Raw genomic sequence first — 13,746 nt, 5'->3', positions numbered from 1 at the left:
GCAGCCGTTTGGCTGCATGTCCGAGAATAGGCAGCCGGAAGGGTGCATGTCAACCGTCGGGCTAGCGCACCGGGCCGGGACGGCGTTCACGGACGGCGGCCACGGCTTTGGCGACCTGGGCGTCGAACGCGGCGAGCTGCTCGGCCTCGGCAGGGCTCGCGACGAACGCACGCCGGTCACAGGCGGTGCCAGAGCGCCAGATCCGCTCGATGCAGCGCGTCGCGGTGATGTCCGTCAACGGATCACCGGACACGAGGACCACGTCCGCGCGCAGCCCGGCCGCGATCCGTCCCCGGTCGGCCAGGCCGAACACTCGCGCCGGTTCGGTGGTGGCAGCGGCCAGGGCCTGCGCCGGGCTGATACCGCACCGGACAAGCAGTTCCAGCTCCCGGTGCAGGCTCGCGCCGAACACGGTCCCAGGGTTCGGCGCGTCAGTACCCACCAGCAGAGTGACCCCGGCGTCGGCCAGTCGCCGCACGTTGTCCTCGGCCCGCGAGTACGGCGGCATGGCGCGGCCGCCCAGCCCCGGCGCACCTGAGGTCAACCGGCGGGCCCAGCCGTCGCCGAGCAGCCCGGCGAGCCGTGGGTCGGCTGCCACCGCGGCGCCACCCGGTTCACCGAGGGTGTTCTCGATGGTGGCCAGCGTCGGACCGACCGCGATCCCGGCCTCGGCAATGCGGCCGACCAGAGCCTGGTCCAGTTCGGCGTCCGCGGGAACGTGGGCCAGCACGTCGACCCCGGCGGACACGACCTGCTCCACACCGGCCTTCGAACTCACATGACCGACGACGAGCAAACCGCGGGCGTGCGCGGCGGTGACCAGAGCCGCGACGGTGTCGGAGTCCAAAGACGGCCACAGACCCCCGATACCGGAGAAGATCTTCAGATAGTCCGAGCCCTCCGCGACCCGGTCCGCGACGAACTGATCAGCTTCGTCGGCGGCGGTCAACGTCGGGAACGGGGCGTACATGATCGACGGGTGGCCGCCGGGCGCGGTGGCACCGACACCCGAGGAACGCACATCGGCCACGTCCAGCTGGGAGCCCGCCTGCTGCTTGGCCTCGGCCACCAGGCCGGGTGTGCTGAACATGTCCAGCACGGTGGTCACGCCGAAGATCAACGACTGCGCGAGGGCACCGGGCACGAGGTGCACATGCGCGTCGATCAGACCGGGAAGCACCGTCCCGCCCGCCGCGTCGATCGCCTCGTCGCCTTCCCGGGCCACCGAGACCGCCGCACAGTCGGTGATCACCCCGTCCGCGAACCGGACCGATGTCCAGTCCCGCGACGTCGACCCATCGAACACCCTCGCGTTCACGATGGTCGTAGCCACTGCGTGCTCCCCCAAGTCCCGAAAGTCAGTCGGCGAGCTTGAACATCAGCCGGATCTCCCACTTGGCCATGTCCGGCTCCACCGCGGGGTCGGTCAGCAGCAGCTCCAGCCGGCAGGCCCACCGGTCGCCCTTGTCGGTCGTGGTCATGTCCCAGGCCAGGCCCTCGGCGGAAGCCCACTCCAGCAGCTTGCCGGTGACCTCGACCAGTTCCTGCGGGTGGCCGACGTGCGACACCGTCGCATACCGGCCCGCGGGTAACACCCCGACCAGCACCTCCCGGTCCGCGGCGACCGACGCGTCGATCGGCACCCCGGCCTCCATCTCCAGGTGCCGGTCCATGTCGATCAGGTTGTACTTGAAGAACGGCGCGTCGGCCGGGGTGATGCCGTTGCGACCCAGCCAGGCGAACACCTCGGGGAACCGGTCGGCGATCTCCGGGATGGTCCGCATGGTGACCATGCCCCGGACGGCGACGTAGGGCTGCTCTTCGCGTTCGACGATCTGCGGGGTCATCGCTTCGGTGCCTCTCCACGGGCGCAGGCGGCTGCGCGTTCGGTCAGCAGGGCTTGCTCACGAGCGTTGCCGGTCATCCCGGCCGCCCGCTCGAACTCCTCGGCCGCCTCGGCGAACCGGCCGAGCTTGGCCAGCAGGTCGCCACGCACGCTGGGCAGCAGGTGGTAGGACTTGAGCGCGGGCTCGTCGCGCAGCCCGTCGACGATCCGCAGTCCCGCTGCGGGACTGTCGGCCATGGACAACGCCACCGCGCGGTTGAGCTCCACGATCGGTGAGGCGACGATCTCGGCCAGCGCGGCATACAGCTGGGCGATGGCGTTCCAGTCGGTGTCTTCGGGCTTCTGCGCCGAGGCGTGACACGCGGCGATGGCGGCCTGGATGTGGTACGGGCCGGGCTCGTCGGTCAACCGGTGCGCTTCCTCCAGCGCGGCCAGGCCACGGCGGATGAGCACCTGGTCCCAGCGGGAACGGTCCTGGTCCAGCAACAGGATCGGCTCGCCCTGCTCGTCGGTGCGCGCCTGCGACCGGGACGCCTGGATCTCCAGCAACGCCACCAAGCCGTGCACCTCGGGTTCCTTCGGCGCCAGCCCGGCCAGCACGCGCCCGAGCCGCAGCGCCTCCTCGCACAGGGTGGGGCGCATCCAGTCGTCGCCCGCCGTGGCCGAGTAGCCCTCGTTGAAGATCAGGTAGATCACTTCGAGTACCGACGACAGCCGCTGCGGGCGTTCGTCGGCGGCGGGCACCTCGAACGGGACCTTGGCGTCGGCCAGCGTGCGCTTCGCGCGCACGATCCGCTGCTGGATGGTCGACTCGGTGACCAGGTAGGCGCGCGCGATCTCCTTGGTGGACAAGCCACCCAGCATGCGCAGGGTCAACGCCACCCGCGCCTCGGTGGACAGCACCGGGTGGCACGCGGTGAACACCAGGCGCAGCACGTCGTCGCCGATGTCGTCGTCCAGCGCCGCGTCGATGTCCGGCTCGGGGTTGGCGCCGCCGGTCTCGATCTCGTGCCCGAGCTCCTGGACCTTGCGGGCCAGCACCTGCTCGCGGCGCACGTGGTCGATCGCCCGGTGCTTGGCCGTGGCCATCAGCCAGGCACCGGGGTTCTTGGGCACACCTTCCTTCGGCCACTGCTCGAGCGCGGCCACCAGCGCGTCCTGCGCCAGCTCCTCCGCGCGCCCGACATCGCGCACGATCCGGGCCAGCCCGGCGATCACCCGGGCCGACTCGATCCGCCACACGGCGTCGATCGCTCGATGTGTCTCGGCAACCGTCACAGCCCGCCCCCATCGTCAGCATTTCGGCGGGTCTCACCGTACCGACCGGGGCCGGCAAGGTCATCGAAACCGTCAGCGGAACAGCTTCGGCCAGCCCTCCGGCGAGTCCTCCCAGCCTTCCTGCCGCCCGTAGGGGGTGAGGTCGAGGAAGTTGTAGATGGTCACGTTGTGGTCCAGGCCCCGCGCGAACGCGCTGTAGGTGTGGAACACGGAGTCGCCGTCCCGCAGGAACACGGAGTTGACCGGCCAGTCGCCGCGCAGATCGGTCTCCTTGAAGCCCTGGGCGAGCAGCTCGTCCTTGGACTTGTAGTTGAACTCGACCGGCGCCTTCGACTCGTCCAGGGTGGCGTGGAAGTCGTAGTTGAAGTCCGTGCCGTCGGATGAGTAGAAGGGGAACTGCCAGCCGCGGCCCTCGCTGTAGGCCTCGATCTTGGCGTAGGGCGCGCGGGCGATGGCCACGAACGTGACGTCACGCTTGTGCAGCTCGGCCAGGATCTGTGGGGTGAAGTGCTGGTCCGCCGCGGCGGTGCAGCTGGGGCAGCCGCGGTCCTGGTCGTCCAGCCACATGAAGTGGTGCACATAGAGCTGGCTGCGGCCCTCGAAGATCTCCGCCAGGGTGCGCTTGCCGTCCGGGCCGGTGAACAGGTACTCCTTGTCCACCTTGACCATGGGCAGCCTGCGCCGCTCCGCGTTCAGCGCGTCACGCACCTTCGTGGCGGCCTTTTCCTTGGCCAGCAAGGTTTTCCGGGCAGTGAGCCAGTCCTCGCGGGACACCACTGGGGGCAGTGTGTTGGTCACCGGATCCTCCGTTCTCGGGTCTTCTCGGATGTACTGACAGCGCCCGCGGCGGAAAGTCACCGGTCCGGCGATGAGTTTTCCCGGCGGACCTGGTCTGTACTAGTGACAGCGGCAGACGCACGGAGAGGATCGGGATGGTGACCAGGGCAGCAGCCGTCGACCAGGACTTCCGGGAGAAGCTCGACCCGTTGCGGCCGGAGCTGCTCGCGCACTGCTACCGGATGCTGGGCTCGCTGCACGAAGCCGAGGACCTGGTGCAGGAGACCTACCTGAACGCGTGGCGGGCGTACTCCCGGTTCGAGGGCCGCTCGTCGCTGCGGACCTGGCTGTACCGGATCGCCACCAACGCCTGCCTGACCGCGCTGGACAGCCGGGGGCGCCGGCCGCTGCCGGTGGGCCTCGGCGAGGAACGCAGCGACCCCGCCACCCCGCCGATGGTCCGCGAAGAGGTCCTGTGGCTGGAGCCGTTCCCGGAGACCGACGCCGCGGTGTGCTCACGGGAAAGCATCCGCCTCGCGCTGATCGCGGCCCTGCAGTACCTCCCGCCCAAACAACGCGCGGTACTGATCCTGCGTGACGTCATGCAGTGGCGCGCCACCGAGGTCGCCGACATCCTCGGCACGACCACCACCGCGGTGAACAGCGCCCTGCAACGCGCCCGCACCCAGCTGTCGGATGTCGCACCGGACCGCGACGCGATGACCGAACCGACCGAGTCCGAGCAGCGCGCGCTGCTCGACCGCTACGCCAAAGCCTTCGAAGACCACGACATCCCCGCGATCGTCGCGCTGTTCACCGATGACGCGATCGCCGAGATGCCGCCGTTCGGCGACTGGTACCTCGGCGGCGAAGCCATCGGCCGGCTGGCCGCCAACTGGTGCCCGGCCGCGGCCCCCGGTGACCTCCGCCTGATCCCGATCACCCTCAACGCCCAGCCCGGGTTCGCCAGCTACCTCCGCGGCGAGGACGGCAGGCACCACGCGTTCAAGCTCGAGGCGTTGACGCTGAGTTCGGCCGGTGTCACCCACTCGGTGGCGTTCTTCGACCCCACCCTGTTCCCGATGTTCGGCCTCCCCGAACGGATTTAGGTCGCGCACGAATGCAACGCGCGAGCCGTCGGCGGTGTCTTAGAAGGGCCGGGGCTGACGGAGACGGCGACGTGGGGGTGTCGCCGTCTCCGGTCACGTCCTAGAAGGCACAATCGGAGCGGCGCTCCTAAACGCACTATCCCGCGTGGTCGGCAGCCCGACGGCCGCTGGCGCCGAGCGACGGGCGGACAGACACGCCGGACGACACGGAGCCGTCCGGCGTGGTCAGCTGATCCTGCTCAGAAGTCGGCGACCGTGGCACTCGGCGAGGCGGAAATGCTCACCCCGTGCATTTGCTGGTCACCCGACCAATTGTGACCGTCGAACGTGTTGTACCAGAGCTGGCCGTTGCGTTCGTAGCCTTGGTGGAAGCAGTAGAGCCGGTCCTTGTGCACGACCGCCGACGGGTTCGCGGACATCAGCGTTCGCTGCACTCGCGTGTCGCCAGTCCAGTTGGCGCCGTCGAACGCGTTGTACCAAAGCTCACCGTTCTCGGCATAACCCTGATGGAAGCAATAGATCCGCCCGTTGTACACGACCGCCGACGGCCCCTCGGACGTACCGGTTCCGGGAACACGCACATCTCCGGACCAGTTCCGGCCGTCGAACGTGTTGAACCACAGCTCGCCGCTTTTCCCGTAACCCTGGTGGAAGCAGTACAGGCGGTTGTTGAACACGACCGCCGACGGGCTGGCCGACATACCGGTCCGGGGAACCATCGTGTCCCCGGACCAGTTGGTTCCGTCGAAGGTGTTGTACCAGAGCTCACCGCTGAGGCCGTGGCCTTGGTGGAAGCAGTAGAGCCGGTTGTTGAACACCACCGCGGACGGGCTTTCGGACGCGCCGGTCCTGGGCACGGTGACGTTGCTGACCGCCCGCCCGTCCTTGCCGATCTTCGCCATCGACAGCTGGCCACCGGCCTGCATGAAGCAGTAGAGCTGCCCGTTGAACGTGACGGACGACAGGCTGGTCATCGCGGGGAACGCGTTGGTCCGCTGGTCCAGCTCCCAGGTCGGCTCGGTGTAGACGCTGCACCAGATCTCCTGGCTCTCCTCGTAGCCGCGGTGGAACACGCGGAGCCTCGGGCCGGTGTCGGACTGGGTAGCCGAGCGCATCCACGCGACGAGGTACTGCGAGGCGATCCGGATGGCATCGGGCAGCAGGTGTTCGAGCACCACCGGCCGGACCGCGTCCTGCCACACCTGGTCCGGGATCGTCTTGTAGGTCAGCGTCCACTGCGGCTTGCAGATGCTGTCGATGTACTGCTTCGATTTCGTCGCCGCGGCCTTGAGGTAGTTGTCCGGGATCAGGCCGAGCCCGCTGGGCTCGTAGCGGTCCGGGAGGACAGTCCGGTCCTGGATCGACATGACGTAGGACTCGAAACCGGTGTGGTAGCCCCATTCGATGGAACTCAGCCAGGTGAAGTTCGCCGCGTGCATGGGCTGGGTCAGATCGGTCAGGTAGTGCAGCGACAGGCCGAGGTTGTAGCCCGCGTTCTTCATGTCGCCGTTGCGGTAGGCCTGCCTGGCCTGGCGGAAGAACTCCCGTCCTCTGGTCAACGCGGTCGGGTCGGTCTCGCCCATCCAGTTGGTTCCGTCGGCCGGGTCGTAGAAGTGGCTCTTGTAGGAGTTGGTCAGCCCGAACACGACCGGGTCGTTGTACGGGGCTTTCCAGTCGGCGTCGTACAGGCCCTGGCAGAAGTTGTCGTGGAAGCCGTCGTCACCGACGCGGCCCTTGCCGGGCTGAACGAGGTCGTAGATCAGCTTGCCGACGTCGGGGTCCTGTTTGGCCAGGGCGGCCGCGTGGTTGACGATCCAGAGGTGGGTGCTCTGCCGCTCGTCGAAGACGTCCTCGGCGTCCCAGCGCAGCAGGTGCGCATTGGCCGCGGGGCCGTGGTGTCCTTCCTCGCCCGCGAAGCCGACGAGGTTGACGGCGGTCTGGTCCGGCAGGATCGCCCAGGCGTTGGCGGGATCTCCCACGGACAGGTCGTGCGCGGCGGCCGCGGTCTCGTACCAGTAGTTGGGCGCCTCGGTGTACACGCACACCTTGCCGTCGTGCGAGATTCCCCAGACCGCGCCGTCACCGCCCACGACCACCTGCGACAGCTGGCCGGGTACCTGCTCCCAGACCTGGCTCCCGCCGACATACCGGTAGATGTTCCTGGCCTTGTTGACGCCCCAGACGTTCGTCGCGCTGCCCACGGAAATCTGCGTCAGCTGACCGGGAATCGCCTCCCACACCGGCGATCCGCCGACATACCGGAAGATCGTCCCGGCGCGGTTGACGCCCCACACCGTCCCGTCGGCGCCGACACTGACGTTGGTCAGGGTGCCGGCAACGGGTTGCCACGGCTGCTCGGCGCCGGTGTAGCGCAGGATCGCGCCGCCATTGTCCAGGCCCCAGATGTCCTTGGCGCTGCCCGCGTTCAGCTGCACGAGCTGCGGCGCGTTGGGCAGCGCCCGCCACGTTCCCGACTCGCTCAGGTACTGCAGAACGGTTCCGCTCTTGTCGATGCCCCATACCGATCCGTCCGCCGCCGCGCTGACGCAGGACAACGGCTGCTTCGGTGTTCCCTGTGGTTGTTCACTCATACGGCGAGGCTATGAACGCCCCAGCCCCGATCCATCCGGGAAATCCCTACACCAAACCCGCGTATTTGCTGGTCAGCTGGGTGCGGGAGCGAACGCCGAGCTTGCGGAACGTGCGGCTCAGATGAGCTTCCACGGTCTTCTCGGTGACGAACAGGCGCTCGGCGATCTGCCGGTTGGTCAGCGCGTCGGCGACCAGCCGGGCCACCCGGCGTTCCGACGGCGTCAACGCGTGCACACCGGACACGCTCAGTCGCGACGGGCGCCCGCCACCGGCGGTCAGACTGGCGTTCAACCGCTCGGCCATCGCGGGCGCGTGACATTCCAGCGCCAGTTCGGCGGCCTGCCGGATCGTGTCCCGCGCGGCGCGCCGGTCGCCGTCGCGCATCAGCAGCTCCCCGAGGTCGGACAGCGTCCGGGCGAGTTCCAGGCGCGCGGGTCCGTCACGCAACAGATCCACCGCCTCCTTCAGGTGTTGGTGAGCGTCCGTGATGTCGGCGAACCGGGCCGCGGTGCGCAACGCGACGGCGATGTGCCGGGGCACAGCGAGGTCTCGCGCCAGCCGCAGTTGTTCGTCGGCCAGGCAGGTCGCTTGTTCATGGTGTCCGGCAAGGAAATGCGCGTCGGCCGCGTACAACCGCCACGGCACATCCCACATCAGCGTGGTGCCCAGCTGCTCGCAGAACCGTCCACAGGCGACGGCGTCCGCGACGGCCGCACGGTAGTTGCCCTGGGCGATCCGAAGCCGTGCCCGTGCACCCAGCAGCCACAGGTGAACCGATGCGTGCGGCAGCCGATCTCCGGACAGCACACCGGATTCCACCACCGCGTCGGCTTCCGCGAGCCGGTCGTCCTCGATCAGCAACCGCACCGAGGTCGCGTCCAGCAACGGCAGCCCGATGTTCGGCTTCGGCACCGCAGCTGTGCCCAGCTCGACGTGTTCGGCCGCCTGCGCCAGATCGCCGCGAAGCCACGCGATCCTGGCCAGGTAGCCGCGGATGATGCCCATCGGGAACAACAGTCCACGGTGGACGGCGGTGTCCAGCGCCCGGTGCATCCGCCGCTCGGCCTCGTCCAGCTGGTCGGCCATCATCAAGGTGTTGACCGCCGCCCACAGCCCGGTTCGTTCCGGCGTGAGCGCGTCACCCGCCAGGGCCGAGCGTGCCGCGGAGAGCGCCTCGGCCATCGGTCTGCCGGTGAACACGGCGTCCACCGCTCGCTGTGATTCCAGCACTGCGTCCGACCGGCCGGGTCTTCGAGCGAAGGAGTCGATACGGCGCAGCAGTTCCGCGCGGCTGGACAGGTCACAGCGGGCGATGCCGATCAGCTCGGCCTCGAACTCCAGGATCTGCGGCAGGTTCGCGGGATCGCCCAGCTCATCGAGGTCGTCGACGGCGCTGATGAGCAACGGCACGGCCTCCCCGGGTTCACCGCAGGCGTTGCGGAACCGGGCCAGGCTGTACGCGCACAACGCGCGCTGCCGCGGGTTGTCCGCCAGGGTGAGCGCTTCCCGTAAGTGGACCTCGGCGTCGGCGATGGCCAGGTGATGCGCCTGGCAGTTGCCCAGCTGACGGCTGATCTCGGCGCGCAGCGCGGCGACGGGAGGCTCGGCCCGGGCCCGCGCGAGGAACACCGACGCGCCTTCCGGCGATCCTCGGCGCATCGCGTCCATCGCCGCGGCGATCAGCACATCGACTCGCTCGGCGACCCCGTTCGGGGCGACTCTCAGCAGGTGTGAGGCCACCTGGGTGACGCACGCACCCGCCTGCCGCAGCACCGAGGCGGCGCGTTCGTGTTCGGCGCTGCGGTCCGCGGGCGGCACCGACGAGAAGGCGACATCACGCACGATCGCGTGCACGTATGCCGGGGGATCCACCCGATCGAAGATCCCGTACCGCTTGAGCCGTTCCGCTGCCCGCGTCGCTATCGGCAACTCGAGCCCGGCCTGCGCGGCCACCAAGGGCAGCGGCGTGTCGTCGCCCAGCACGGCGACCGCTCGCGCCACGCTGCGCACATCCGGCGGTTGACGACGCAGCCGGGCCGCCACGTACCAGTGCACCGCCTCCGGGCCGGCCGACTGCACCGCCGACATCCCGGTCAGATCGGCACGCACGTTCGCGGCGACCAGCACCCGCAGCAGTTCCCGGACGAACAGCGGATTCCCGGTCGTGACCGTGTGGCAGGCCGCGCAGAACTCCTCATCCGCGTCCGATCCCATTTCCCGGCGTACCAAGGTGGCCACGGCCGGTTCGCTCAGGCTTTTCAATCGCAGCAACGTGAGCTCGTCCGCGGCGAGGATGTCTTCAAGCAGGCCGTCGTCGTCGTGCTCGGCGGAGCGGGTCGCGATGATCACCACCACCGCCACCGAGTCCAGCCTGCGCGCGAGGAAACCCAGGAACTGCAACGAAGGCGAGTCGCTCCACTGTGCGTCGTCCACGAGCAGCACCAGCGGGGAGCGCTCCGCCAGGTTCACCAGCAGCCAGTACAGGCCGTTGAGCAACGCGTACATCGCCCCGGGCGCAGCGGACTGGACGGTCGTGAAGAGACCTTCGGTGGCCTGCGCGGCACCAGTGAACAGCGCTGCCCGGGCGTCGGCATCGCGGGGTACCGCGGGCTCGAGGAGCTGCCGCACGACACCGAACGTGAACTCCCGCTCCAGTTCGGCACCGCGCGCGGACAACACGCCGAAGCCGTCGGCCACCGCGAGGTCACGGGCCTGCCGGAGCAAGGCAGTCTTGCCCAGTCCGGCGCCCGCGTCCAAAACGACCAGACCACCTCGACCCGTTCCCAGTCGCGTCAACGACCTCTTCAGAACATGGATCTCCGACTCGCGCTCGATCAAGCTGCCCACCCGCCGGCCCTTCCCGTGACACCGTCGCAGCACCACACTGTCGGCCGGCCGGGCAACATGGTTACGGGATGACACCAGGGTAGGAAAACACACCCAGATGCCGGGTTTGCCTGTCAGCGCGCCGATGGGATCTCTGGTCCCGTTTTCGCCGCTCAGCGGTAACGGTCCGCGTGGTCACCTCGATCCACCTGTGGTTCGTCTCGACATCCGACCTGGGCGAGGGGTGAATGGACCGGCTCCGCAGGTGGGTCCTGGCGGCACGAGGAGTCCGGCCGCGCGTGTGGCTGACCATCCTGGCGGGCGTGGTGGCCGCCGTGGGGACGTTGTTCATCCCGGATTCGCTGCAGCCCGAGGACGGCACGTTGGTGTTCGTCGGCGGCGGGGTCGGTGTGCTGCTGACCTGGCCGCGGCTGTGGCCGGGCATGATCCTCGGCGCGGGCATCGGCTACCTGGTGTACACCGACGAGCCCACGACCGACCGGCTGCCGCTGTATCTGCTGGCCGGGGCGTTGACCGTCGGTGCGCTGGATCTGTGGCTCCGGCTCGGACAGCGTGCCTGGGATGCCGTCACCGGCCTGCCCGGCAAGATGACCCGGCCGACCACAATGGACATTCTCCGCGGTGCCGGGAAACAGTTCAGGCGAGCCGTATCGGCGCTGGGCGACGGCGTGACCACGACGTTGACGCGGTCGAATCCAGGGTTCGGCGTCACCAAGGACGAAGCCCGCCAGGTGCTCCGCGACGGCCAGGTGCTGCTCGGCGTGATCGTGGCGACCCTGTACGGCGCTTCTTGGCTTGCCGCGCAATGGTTCTACGGCTCGTTCGGGGTGACCCCGGAGGAGGTCGGGCTGACCACGGTCGACCTCCTGCTCGCCTCGGGTATCACCAGCATCCTGGTGGCGACCGGGATCCTCCTGGTCGACGGGATCTGGCGGCAGGTCCGCCACCCCGCCGTGCGGGTGCCGTTGTTCACCGTGATCGGGGCGCTGCTCGGTGCCTGGGCATCCGGCTGGAGTGGGGTGCTGATCGATGGCGCGGTGCTGGGCGCCATCGGGGCCGGCACATCCGAGTGGGTTCCGGCACCGCGGCCGCGGTCGCGACGATGGGTGCTTGTCGTGACCGGCTTTGTCCTGGTGGGACTGCTGGTGATGGCCTACGGGACCGCCGACGAGGTGAAACTCAACGTGGAGCGGGACGAACCGGCCACCCCCAGCCTGCTCAACATCCAGGTGGCCGCGTTGTGGGCGCCGACCGTCCGGGTCTGGGCCGTCGAAGGCCAGAACCTACCGCCGGGCCTGCCAGCCGGCGACTGCGTGCACCGGCTCGGAAACGCCTACGGCATCACGGTTTTCCTGCGCAAAGGCCAGGTGTTCCGGGTGCCGACGCAGAACGTGGTGAGTGCGACGGCGAGGTGCGAGCGGTCATGACCGAACCGGAGACGATCTCCCGCTGGACCATGCTGGCGTGGGTGACGGCCCTGTCCGGCCCGCTCGCGTACGTTCTGGGCCGTGTGGTGGTGGAGACCTTCTATGGCCGCTTCGACGTGCTGCCGGTGGAAGTCGGCCTGCGCTACGACTCCTTGGTGGCGCCCACGCTGCTCATCATGATCGGTACCGCCACGACCGGCCTGATCGTCATCGCGCTGGGCAGGCTGGCCATCGCCATCGGCGGGGTGGCAGCGGTCTTCCTGATCATGACCTTCTTCCGCGAGGGGACCCTGTTCACCTGGCGCGGCCTGGGCTTGTTGACCCTCCTGCTCGCCGGGGTGGCCGCGTTCGCGCTGCTGGGCGTTCTGGAAGGAGCCGTCGGATATCGCCGTTACCTGGTGGCGCTGATCGTGTTGCTCGCCGGAACCATGGCGACCTTGTCGATCATGTCGGCCTCCTCGGCAGCCGACGACGCGCAGGCCGGTCGGCCGGTGTCGTTGAACCTCCTGGGGCTGCCGGTGAACGCGATCCGGGCCACGCCCGTCCGCCTGACCGGCATCGAAGCCGCCTCGCGCCCGAGCGCGGACACCTGCGTGCTGCTCCTTGGTTCTGCCGACGGAGTCACCGTGGTTCTCGATCACGGCGTGGTCTGGCGTGTCCCGGCGGACGTGGCCAACACGGCGACCGGCTGCACTTGATCATGGCCGCAGCGGGCGGAAGAACGTCCGGATGTCGGGGACGAGGAGGTCGGGGACTTCGAGGGCGGCGAAGTGGCCGCCGCGGTCGAACTCCGACCAGTAGGTGATGTTGTGGTCCTGTTCGGCGAGGGCGCGGATGGCGGGGGCGATCTCGTGCGGGAACACAGCGACGCCGAGCGGGCCGGTGTACTTGGGGAAGTTCCGTCCGCGCAGGTGCGTCGACTCGTAGTAGATGCGGGCGGACGAGCCCGCGGTGCCGGTCAGCCAGTACAGCATCACATTGGTGAGCAGGCGATCGCGGTCGATGGTCACCGTGGGGTCGACCCACTCCTTGAACTTCTCCGCGATCCACGCCAGCTGGCCGACCGGGGAGTCGGTCAGGCCGTAGGACAGCGTCTGCGGGCGGGTGGACTGCTGGCGCAGGTATCCCGCCGGGTTGGCCATGTACTTGCGGACGGCGGCGATCCGCTCCTGGTCCTCAGTGGACAGTTCGACCGGGGAGTCTGTTCTGCCCAGTGACACCATCAGGTTCACGTGGACACCAACGACATGCTCCTGATCCTCCGCGCCAAGCCACCGGGAGATGGACGAACCCCAGTCGCCGCCCTGCGCGCCGTACCGCGGGTACCCCAAGCGGCGCATGAGTTCCGCCCAGGCCGCAGCGACCCGCGGCACACCCCACCCGGTCTCGGTCGTAGGCCCGGAGAAGCCGAAACCAGGGATCGCCGGGATCACGAGGTGGAACGCGTCGGCGGGGTCGGCGCCGTGCGCACGAGGGTCGGTCAACGGGCCGATGCAGTCCAGGAACTCCACCACCGAGCCGGGCCAGCCGTGGGTGAGCAGCAGCGGCAATGCGTCCGGCTTCGGCGACCGGACGTGCAAGAAGTACACGGTCTGGCCATCGATCCGCGTCACGTACTGCGGCAACGCGTTCAGCTCGGCCTCATGTACCCGCCAGTCGTAACCCGTGCGCCAGTATTCGGCGAGATCCTTGAGGTAGTCCAGCGGAACCCCATAGTCCCAGCCGGCTCCCGGCAGCTCGTCCGGCCAGCGGGTACGTGCGATCCGCTCCCCCAGATCGTCCAGATCGGCCTGGGGAACCGAGACGCGGAACGAGTCGATCGTCATGCCGTCGACCCTAGCGATGAAACCCGGCGACAAGTCGATCCTCT

At 68.9% G+C, this 13,746-nt stretch carries 10 protein-coding genes; 3 read left to right on the top strand and 7 right to left on the bottom strand.

What is annotated here, in order from left to right; genetic code table 11:
* Nucleotides 1-61: 61 nt before the first annotated feature.
* The 4 genes from AB0J95_RS14020 to AB0J95_RS14005 all read right to left on the bottom strand — a co-directional run bounded on the left by AB0J95_RS14020 (nucleotide 62) and on the right by AB0J95_RS14005 (nucleotide 3,922).
* Nucleotides 62-1,333 (bottom strand): amidohydrolase family protein, encoded by a 1,272-nt coding sequence (locus tag AB0J95_RS14020; protein WP_364756958.1) that lies wholly within the window; start codon nucleotides 1,331-1,333, stop codon nucleotides 62-64.
* A 25-nt stretch (nucleotides 1,334-1,358) separates the two neighbouring features.
* Nucleotides 1,359-1,847, bottom strand: a complete 489-nt coding sequence (locus AB0J95_RS14015; protein ID WP_364756956.1) for a GyrI-like domain-containing protein — start codon at nucleotides 1,845-1,847, stop codon at nucleotides 1,359-1,361.
* Nucleotides 1,844-3,124, bottom strand: coding sequence for an RNA polymerase sigma factor (locus AB0J95_RS14010; protein WP_364756954.1), 1,281 nt, complete (start codon nucleotides 3,122-3,124; stop codon nucleotides 1,844-1,846). Before AB0J95_RS14010 ends, AB0J95_RS14015 begins: the two co-directional genes overlap by 4 nt.
* A 72-nt stretch (nucleotides 3,125-3,196) precedes the next feature.
* Nucleotides 3,197-3,922: a DUF899 domain-containing protein gene (locus AB0J95_RS14005; RefSeq protein WP_364756952.1), complete on the bottom strand. Its 726-nt coding sequence runs from the start codon at nucleotides 3,920-3,922 to the stop codon at nucleotides 3,197-3,199.
* Nucleotides 3,923-4,056: 134 nt separating this feature from the next.
* Here AB0J95_RS14005 and AB0J95_RS14000 point away from each other — a divergent pair, with 134 nt between their 5' ends.
* Nucleotides 4,057-5,010 carry a sigma-70 family RNA polymerase sigma factor gene (locus AB0J95_RS14000; protein ID WP_364756950.1) on the top strand — a complete coding sequence of 318 codons (954 nt, stop codon included), beginning with the start codon at nucleotides 4,057-4,059 and terminating at the stop codon, nucleotides 5,008-5,010.
* 239 nt (nucleotides 5,011-5,249) lie between these two features.
* Here the strand turns inward: AB0J95_RS14000 and AB0J95_RS13995 are convergent, their stop codons facing one another.
* Both AB0J95_RS13995 and AB0J95_RS13990 read right to left on the bottom strand, forming a co-directional pair.
* Nucleotides 5,250-7,601 (bottom strand): tectonin domain-containing protein, encoded by a 2,352-nt coding sequence (locus AB0J95_RS13995; protein ID WP_364756948.1) that lies wholly within the window; start codon nucleotides 7,599-7,601, stop codon nucleotides 5,250-5,252.
* Between the two features lie 46 nt (nucleotides 7,602-7,647).
* A complete protein-coding gene (locus AB0J95_RS13990; protein WP_364756946.1) occupies nucleotides 7,648-10,449 on the bottom strand; it encodes an AAA family ATPase in 2,802 nt (933 codons plus the stop codon).
* A gap of 278 nt (nucleotides 10,450-10,727) precedes the next feature.
* On the opposite strand from AB0J95_RS13990, the gene AB0J95_RS13985 reads away from it, so the two are divergent.
* A complete protein-coding gene (locus AB0J95_RS13985; protein ID WP_364756944.1) occupies nucleotides 10,728-11,876 on the top strand; it encodes a hypothetical protein in 1,149 nt (382 codons plus the stop codon).
* Nucleotides 11,873-12,574, top strand: a complete 702-nt coding sequence (locus AB0J95_RS13980) for a hypothetical protein (protein ID WP_364756942.1) — start codon at nucleotides 11,873-11,875, stop codon at nucleotides 12,572-12,574. Before AB0J95_RS13985 ends, AB0J95_RS13980 begins: the two co-directional genes overlap by 4 nt.
* Here AB0J95_RS13980 and AB0J95_RS13975 read toward each other — a convergent pair whose 3' ends face one another.
* A complete protein-coding gene (locus AB0J95_RS13975; RefSeq protein ID WP_364756941.1) occupies nucleotides 12,575-13,702 on the bottom strand; it encodes an epoxide hydrolase family protein in 1,128 nt (375 codons plus the stop codon).
* Nucleotides 13,703-13,746 lie beyond the last annotated feature (44 nt).

The sequence above is a fragment of the Actinocrispum sp. NPDC049592 genome (genome assembly GCF_040675465.1).
In the GTDB taxonomy this organism is placed as follows: domain Bacteria; phylum Actinomycetota; class Actinomycetes; order Mycobacteriales; family Pseudonocardiaceae; genus Kibdelosporangium.
The sequence above is the reverse complement of the archived record's forward strand: the minus strand, read 5'-3'. Positions and strand labels throughout refer to the sequence as shown.